General features: G+C 40.2%; 8 protein-coding genes and 2 other annotated features. All 8 genes read left to right on the top strand.

Going from position 1 to position 6,681, the window contains the following annotated elements; translation table 11 throughout:
• On the top strand, window positions 1-598 hold a 598-nt coding region (locus AC1DUW_RS18255; RefSeq protein ID WP_477643139.1), incomplete at its 5' end, for an NAD(P)H-dependent flavin oxidoreductase.
• A gap of 50 nt (window positions 599-648) precedes the next feature.
• Entirely contained in the window at window positions 649-921 is a 273-nt protein-coding gene (locus tag AC1DUW_RS18250; protein WP_053345180.1) for a UPF0223 family protein, read from the top strand.
• A gap of 71 nt (window positions 922-992) precedes the next feature.
• Window positions 993-1,231: a binding site (T-box leader), on the top strand.
• A 35-nt stretch (window positions 1,232-1,266) separates the two neighbouring features.
• Window positions 1,267-1,504 (top strand) — a binding site (T-box leader).
• A 175-nt stretch (window positions 1,505-1,679) separates the two neighbouring features.
• Complete coding sequence (gene trpE, locus AC1DUW_RS18245) at window positions 1,680-3,074, top strand: anthranilate synthase component I (RefSeq protein ID WP_477643138.1); 1,395 nt, start codon at window positions 1,680-1,682, stop codon at window positions 3,072-3,074.
• Window positions 3,071-3,676 (top strand): anthranilate synthase component II, encoded by a 606-nt coding sequence (locus AC1DUW_RS18240; protein ID WP_053345182.1) that lies wholly within the window; start codon window positions 3,071-3,073, stop codon window positions 3,674-3,676. Before trpE ends, AC1DUW_RS18240 begins: the two co-directional genes overlap by 4 nt.
• Window positions 3,677-3,704: 28 nt before the next feature.
• On the top strand, window positions 3,705-4,727 hold the full coding sequence (gene trpD / locus AC1DUW_RS18235; protein WP_053345183.1) for an anthranilate phosphoribosyltransferase: 1,023 nt from the start codon (window positions 3,705-3,707) through the stop codon (window positions 4,725-4,727).
• The gene (gene trpC / locus AC1DUW_RS18230; protein WP_053345184.1) at window positions 4,728-5,504 is read left to right on the top strand and encodes an indole-3-glycerol phosphate synthase TrpC; all 777 of its coding nucleotides are present in this window, start codon (window positions 4,728-4,730) and stop codon (window positions 5,502-5,504) included.
• Window positions 5,505-5,514: 10 nt separating this feature from the next.
• Window positions 5,515-6,129, top strand: a complete 615-nt coding sequence (locus AC1DUW_RS18225; protein WP_053345185.1) for a phosphoribosylanthranilate isomerase — start codon at window positions 5,515-5,517, stop codon at window positions 6,127-6,129.
• Between the two features lie 4 nt (window positions 6,130-6,133).
• The coding region (locus AC1DUW_RS18220) for a pyridoxal-phosphate dependent enzyme (protein WP_477643137.1) at window positions 6,134-6,681 on the top strand (548 nt) is incomplete at its 3' end.

Here is a 6,681-nt window from a genome sequence, read left to right as displayed (position 1 = left end):
AGTTGCGGCAAGAAGGCAGGCAATCAAGGCTGAGCAGCTGGGTGCAGACGCAGTGATGGTAGTTGGTCAGGAGGGCGGAGGACATTTAGGACGCGATGATATCGGAACTTCTGTATTAATTCCTCAAGTGGTAGACTCCGTGAAAATTCCAGTCATCGCCTCAGGTGGATTCGGTGATGGACGCGGGTTGATGGCGGCGTTGGCACTCGGAGCCGAAGGGATTGAAATGGGCACCAGGTTCATTGCAGTAAAAGAATGTGTTCATGCCCATGAATTATACAAAAATGCCTTGGTTTCCGGTACAGAAAATGATACCGTTGTCATTAAGCGGTCTATTGGTGCACCAGCCCGTGTTATTGCAAATGGTTGGACTGATAAAATTCTTGAAATAGAAAAGGAAGACGGCGGATATGAGCAACTGCAGAATTACATAAGTGGAAAAGCAAACCAGCGTTATATCCATGATGGAGTTGAAGGTGAAGGATATGCTTGGGCTGGACAAGTAATGGGTCTGATTCATGATGTACCAACGACGGCTGAGCTATTCAGTCGGATTATCAGCCAAGCAGAGGCAATTCGCTCAAAATGGGCAGACTGATAATAGTCTCCCAAGCAACAGGAATAACTATCTAGAAGGAGCGTGTAAGCATGGATTATCAGTATCCAATGGATCTTGATTGGTCAACGGAAGAAATCGTCGATGTTATTAAATTTTTTGAAGCAGTCGAAAAGGCATATGAAAGTAAAATACAAAAAGAAGCTTTTATGAAAGCATATCGAAGGTTTAAGGAAATAGTCCCCGGCAAAGCGGATGAAAAAAAATATACAGATGAGTTTGAGTCTGTCAGCGACTATTCCGCATATCTTGTTATTAAGAAAGCAAAAGAAATCGAAGACGATGACTGGATACGAATGAAATAATAAAAATATTATTTTTAGAAAACTCCATTGACTTCATGAATAGATTGTTTTAACATAATAATCAAGAAATGATAAAGGCAATGACGAAGAAGAGTACCTTAATGCTGTTCTGCAGAGAGCCAGTGGTTGCTGAAAACTGGTGAACAAATTTAAGCGAATGGACTTCCGAGCCCCAAACCGAAACGGATTGACGGAGTAGGCTTTGGCGATTATCTCATCGTTAATGGAGATAGGCATATTATATTTATAATGCCGTAAAGTGAGCTTATTAAGCTAAYTAAGGTGGTACCACGGGTTCCTCGTCCTTTGGATGAGGGCCCTTTTTGTGTTTTTTAAAAATGGATAATTAAATCTATGAATAAGAGTAGTAATCTTTTTAGAGTCGTCACAGAGAGCCGGAATAGGTGGAAACCGGTACGATATAAGAAGGTGAATGGACTTATGAGTGGTTTCTTGAAATAAGTAGGGAAACTCGGCTTCCACCGTTAATGGGTTTGGCAAGAAATGTCTAATTTCTTGCTTGAGAGGGAAAAATAATATGTTTTTCCAACTTGAGGTGGCACCGCGGTATACCGTCCTCTGCAGACACATAATTTGTGTTTGCAGGGGGCTTTTTTTATGCATTTACAATTTTTGTGAAGATGAACTGGAGAAAGATTTTAGAGAAAAAATATAAACACAACTCCGAATATGTTTGCCTAAAGGTATAGCAATCGGAAGTTTTCTTTATTGGATTCAAAATTAGGAGGTAATTTTAGATGAATCATTTGGATGAAAAAAAGATACTCCGTTTCAAAATGGAAACGATTGAAGGGGATATTCATACACCGATTGCCATTTTTCAAAAATTGGATGATGAAAAGAAGTTTTTATTGGAAAGTTCGAATTCACATCATGATAATGGTCGCTACTCCTATCTAGGATCAAACCCATATTTGGAGGTGACGTCATTAGGTAATCAAGTATATGTGAAGGATTCTAATACAGGTGAGAAACTCGTAAGGAACATCAATATCATTGAATTTCTAAAAAATCAATTGTTGGTAGAAATAGAAGATTCCCCAGTTCATCTTCCGCCATTTAATGGTGGGGCAATCGGGTATATGGGCTATGATATTATTCGTCTTTATGAAAACATCGGTCCGGTGCCACCTGATTCTCTTCAAATGCCGGATGCTCATTTCCTTTTCTTTAAGGAACTGTATATATTTGATCATGTACTTCAAAAGATTCATCTTTTGACTGCGGAAGAGGAAAGCGAAAAAAGCTTAATGGGAATGAAGGAGAAAATCAATCGGCCTAGTAAACCGTCAAAGGATATATCGTCAGAATCTTTAGAATTTAATTCTAATTTCAGCCAGGATGAATTCGAGAAAATGGTACTTGAAGTAAAGGAAGCGATTGTAGCAGGTGAAGTTTTCCAAGTCGTCTTGTCACAAAGGTTTCAGGCCGACTTTGATGGAGAGCCTTTCGATGCTTACCGCCGTCTCCGCTTAGCCAACCCATCTCCCTATATGTTTTATATCGAATTTGGTGACTATACTATTATAGGTTCCTCCCCTGAAAGTTTGATCAGTGTTTCAGCAGGAATGGTTCATGTTAACCCCATTGCCGGTACACGACCAAGAGGGAAGACGGATGAAGAAGATAAAGGCATGGAAAAAAGCCTGCTGATGGATGAAAAAGAACTCGCTGAACATAGAATGCTTGTTGATCTCGGAAGAAATGATCTTGGGAGGGTTTGTGAAATAGGCTCAATCCACCTTACCGAGGAAATGGAAATTCAAAGATATCAACATGTCATGCATATTGCCTCAAAGATTAGCGGAGAACTTAAGGAAGGATTCACTAGTTTAGATGCATTAACGGTATGTCTTCCTGCAGGTACTGTCTCAGGAGCCCCTAAAATTAGGGCAATGGAGTTGATTAACGAACTTGAAAATTGTAAACGCGGGATCTATTCAGGGGCGATAGGATTTATCGGTTTTGGTGGAGATCTAGATATGGCTCTTGCAATCCGGACGATGATCATAAAAGATGGCAGTGCGTATGTACAGGCCGGAGCAGGAATTATATATGATTCAGATCCAAAAACAGAATATGAGGAAACACAAAATAAAGCACGAGCGCTCATGGAGGTTAACACAAAATGATTTTATTAATTGATAACTATGACTCGTTTACTTATAACCTTTATCAATATTTAGGGGAAGTAGAAAAAGAAATCATCGTGAAAAGAAATGACGAAATCACCATTGCTGAAATTGAGGAAATGAATCCAAAGGCAATCGTTATTTCACCAGGGCCAGGCCGTCCAGAAAATGCTGGAATTAGCATGGAAATCATACGTTCTTTTTATAAGAAGCTTCCGCTTTTAGGTATTTGCCTTGGTCATCAGGCTATTGGTGCAACCTTTGGGGCAAATGTGATTGGGGCCAAATATATCATGCACGGCAAAACATCGGTTATCGAACATGACGGAACAGGGGTATTTGTCAATCAGAATCCACAATTTCCAGTGATGCGTTACCATTCCTTGGTAGTTGAAAGGGAAAGCTTACCTAATGAATTAACTGTTACGGCGAGCGCAGTGGATGATGGAGAAATCATGGCTTTAAAACATCAAGATTATCCGCTTTACGGTTTACAGTTCCACCCTGAATCTATTGGAACGAAAATCGGTAAGGAACTATTACATGAATTTTATAAGATTGCCGAGACATATCAATTAGAGAAGAAAGAATCCATTTTATAATCACAAAAAACAATTGGGGGAGTTAGTAGTGAAGGAGTATTTAGAAAAGTTAGCAGAGCGTCAAACATTGACGGAAGATGAGATGAGTATAGCAGCCCAAGCGTTATTTTCTACAGATATTACGGAAAGCGAGATGGCGGCTTTCATTATTGCTCTAAAAGCAAAAGGTGAAACGGCAGGTGAAATTGCAAGCCTTGTCCGAGTCATGAGAAAAGAAGCAAGAAGTGTGAAAACAAACTGCCTTAATGTGATGGATAATTGCGGAACTGGTGGAGATGGCTCACAAAGCTTCAATATTAGTACCGCTTCAGCCTTCGTGCTGGCTGGTGCAGGTGTTAAGGTTGCCAAACATGGAAACCGCAGCATTTCAAGTAAAACAGGAAGTGCAGATGTTTTGGAAGAGCTCGGGGTTAATTTGTTCTTAGAACCAGAAATGATGAAAGAACTGTTAGAGGAAAATGGAATCACTTTCTTATTTGCCCCTTCTGTTCACCCTAATATTGCCCGAATCATGAAAGTGAGAAAAGAATTGAAAATCCCGACAATATTTAATCTGATAGGACCATTAACGAATCCCGTTCAGCTTGATACACAATTATTAGGTATTAACCGCCGTGATATGCTCGAGCTATTTGCAGAAGTACTTCATAAATTAGGCAGAACACGTGCGGTTGTCATCAATGGTGCAGGTTTTATGGATGAAGCCAGCCTACAGGGAGAAAATTCACTCGTGCTTCTGGAGCAAGGGGATATTATCCCTTTTACACTCCATCCTGAGGAAGTGGATTTGCCGATTTACGGAAATGACGCAATCCGTGGCGGTGATGCAAAAGAAAATGCTGATATTATGCTCCGCCTCTTAAAAGGTGAAAAAGGTGCATATCGTGACACCGTTTTATTGAATGCAGGTTTGGGTTTATACGCCCATGGAACGGCAGCAACGATCAAAAAAGGAATTACCTTGGCGGAAGAAAGTCTGGACAGCGGATCGGCTCTTGAAAAATTAGAAAATCTAATTGCCTATGGCAACAGAAATAAGGTGGTAATGTAAATGGATAATATTTTAACGAAAATTATTGAACAGAAAAAAGTAGAAGTAGCACGGTTAAAAGAAATGGGTTTAGATGATGGGGAAATGATCAATACAGTCAGACCTTCTCTTGTAGAAAAATTGAAAACGGCGAAATCAATCGCGGTTATCGCGGAAATTAAACGCGCATCCCCATCAAAAGGAGACATTAAAATGAATGTCGATCCAATCGAGCAGGCTCTTTCTTACGAAAAAGGTGGAGCCGCAGCCATATCGATATTGACGGATGAGGTTTTCTTTAAAGGGTCAATTGCCGATTTAAAAAACGTGAGCCAGGCTATACAAATTCCAAGGTTATGTAAAGATTTCATCATTGATGAAATCCAAATTGACCGTGCCTATCAAGCTGGTGCGACTATCATTCTATTAATTGTGGCAGCTCTTTCAAAAGAACGCCTTCATGATTTATATCAATATGCAAAACATAAAGGGCTTGATGTATTAACAGAAGTCCATGATGAAGCCGAGTTAAAACAAGCACTTGAGCTTAATGCAGAGCTGATAGGTATTAACAATCGAAATTTAAAAACATTCGAAGTGGATTTGGCGGTTACGGAACGACTTGCGAAGCTACTTGATCCAAAACGTCACATCATTATCAGTGAAAGTGGAATCAAGACAAAAGAAGACGTACAGCGTGTGAGGAAAGCAGGGGCGAGGGGCATTTTAGTTGGAGAAACATTAATGATATCACCTAACCTTCCAAATACGATGGCAGAACTGCAAATGAGTTTATAAGGAGATTAATATGTTTGTAAAAATTTGTGGGATAAAGACATTAGCAGCGGCTCAGACAGCTGTAACATTCGGTGCAGACTTTATTGGGTTCATTTTTGCGGAAAGTAGCCGGAAAGTTCATCCGGAAATAGTATGTGAAATAGCTGGGAATCTCCCTGCACACGTAAAAAAAGTCGGAGTGTTTGCTAATCAAACCGAACAAGAAGTGATACGAAGTGCTGAAATTGCCGGATTGGATTATATTCAGCTGCATGGTAACGAGTCTGCCAGTTTTGCTGAGAGAATGCCTCTCCCGGTTATTAAGGCCTTTGCCATCAAGTCAGAGAAAGATCTTGAAAGCCTTCACGATTATCCGGCTGATTTTCTACTAGTAGATCTTCCTAAAGGAAATTCTGGTAAGGGAATGACTTTGGATTGGGATATGCTTCGTAAAGCGGGCTTACCAAAGGAGAAAATTTTTCTAGCTGGAGGATTGACTTCAGAAAATGTCGGAAAAGCGATTACTGCCGTATCACCATTCGCAGTTGACGTAGCGAGTGGTGTCGAAACAAATGGATTAAAGGATGCTGCAAAAATAAAAGCTTTTATTACTAAGGCGAAAAATACAGCCGGAAAAGAGGAATAAATAGATGAGTACTTATACACAGCCCGACCAAACTGGTCATTTTGGAGCATATGGTGGCCGTTTCGTTCCGGAAACCTTAATGGCGGCAATAACAGAGCTTGAAGAAGTATATGAACAATCAAAAAAAGATCCAGAATTCCAAAAGCAACTGAATTATTACCTTACTCAATATATTGGTCGTGAAACGCCCCTTTATTTTTCAGAAAATTTAACGAAACTTGCTGGTGGTGCCGATATTTATCTGAAGCGTGAGGACCTAAATCATACGGGTGCCCATAAAATCAATAATACGATTGGTCAGGCTTTGTTGACACAAAAAATGGGTAAGAAAAAAGTCATTGCCGAAACAGGTGCAGGACAGCATGGAGTGGCAACGGCGACAGTTTGTGCTTTGCTGAAGTTAGAGTGCATCATTTTTATGGGAGAGGAAGATATCAGGAGACAGAAATTAAATGTTTTCCGGATGGAACTTCTGGGTGCCAAGGTCATATCTGTATCACAAGGAAGCGGGACACTAAAGGATGCAGTCAATGAGGCGTTACGGTACTGGGT

This window comes from Peribacillus sp. P4_C12 (genome assembly GCF_056402095.1).
Note: the sequence above shows the minus strand (reverse complement) of the source record. Positions and strands in the feature narration are given on the sequence as shown.

Excerpts from the sequence above, each read along its gene's own strand:
- AC1DUW_RS18250 (WP_053345180.1), top strand. The coding sequence starts at position 649 with ATGGATTATCAGTATCCAATGGATCTTGATTGGTCAACGGAAGAAATC.
- trpE (WP_477643138.1), top strand. The coding sequence starts at position 1,680 with ATGAATCATTTGGATGAAAAAAAGATACTCCGTTTCAAAATGGAAACG.
- AC1DUW_RS18240 (WP_053345182.1), top strand. The coding sequence starts at position 3,071 with ATGATTTTATTAATTGATAACTATGACTCGTTTACTTATAACCTTTAT.
- trpC (WP_053345184.1), top strand. The coding sequence starts at position 4,728 with ATGGATAATATTTTAACGAAAATTATTGAACAGAAAAAAGTAGAAGTA.
- AC1DUW_RS18225 (WP_053345185.1), top strand. The coding sequence starts at position 5,515 with ATGTTTGTAAAAATTTGTGGGATAAAGACATTAGCAGCGGCTCAGACA.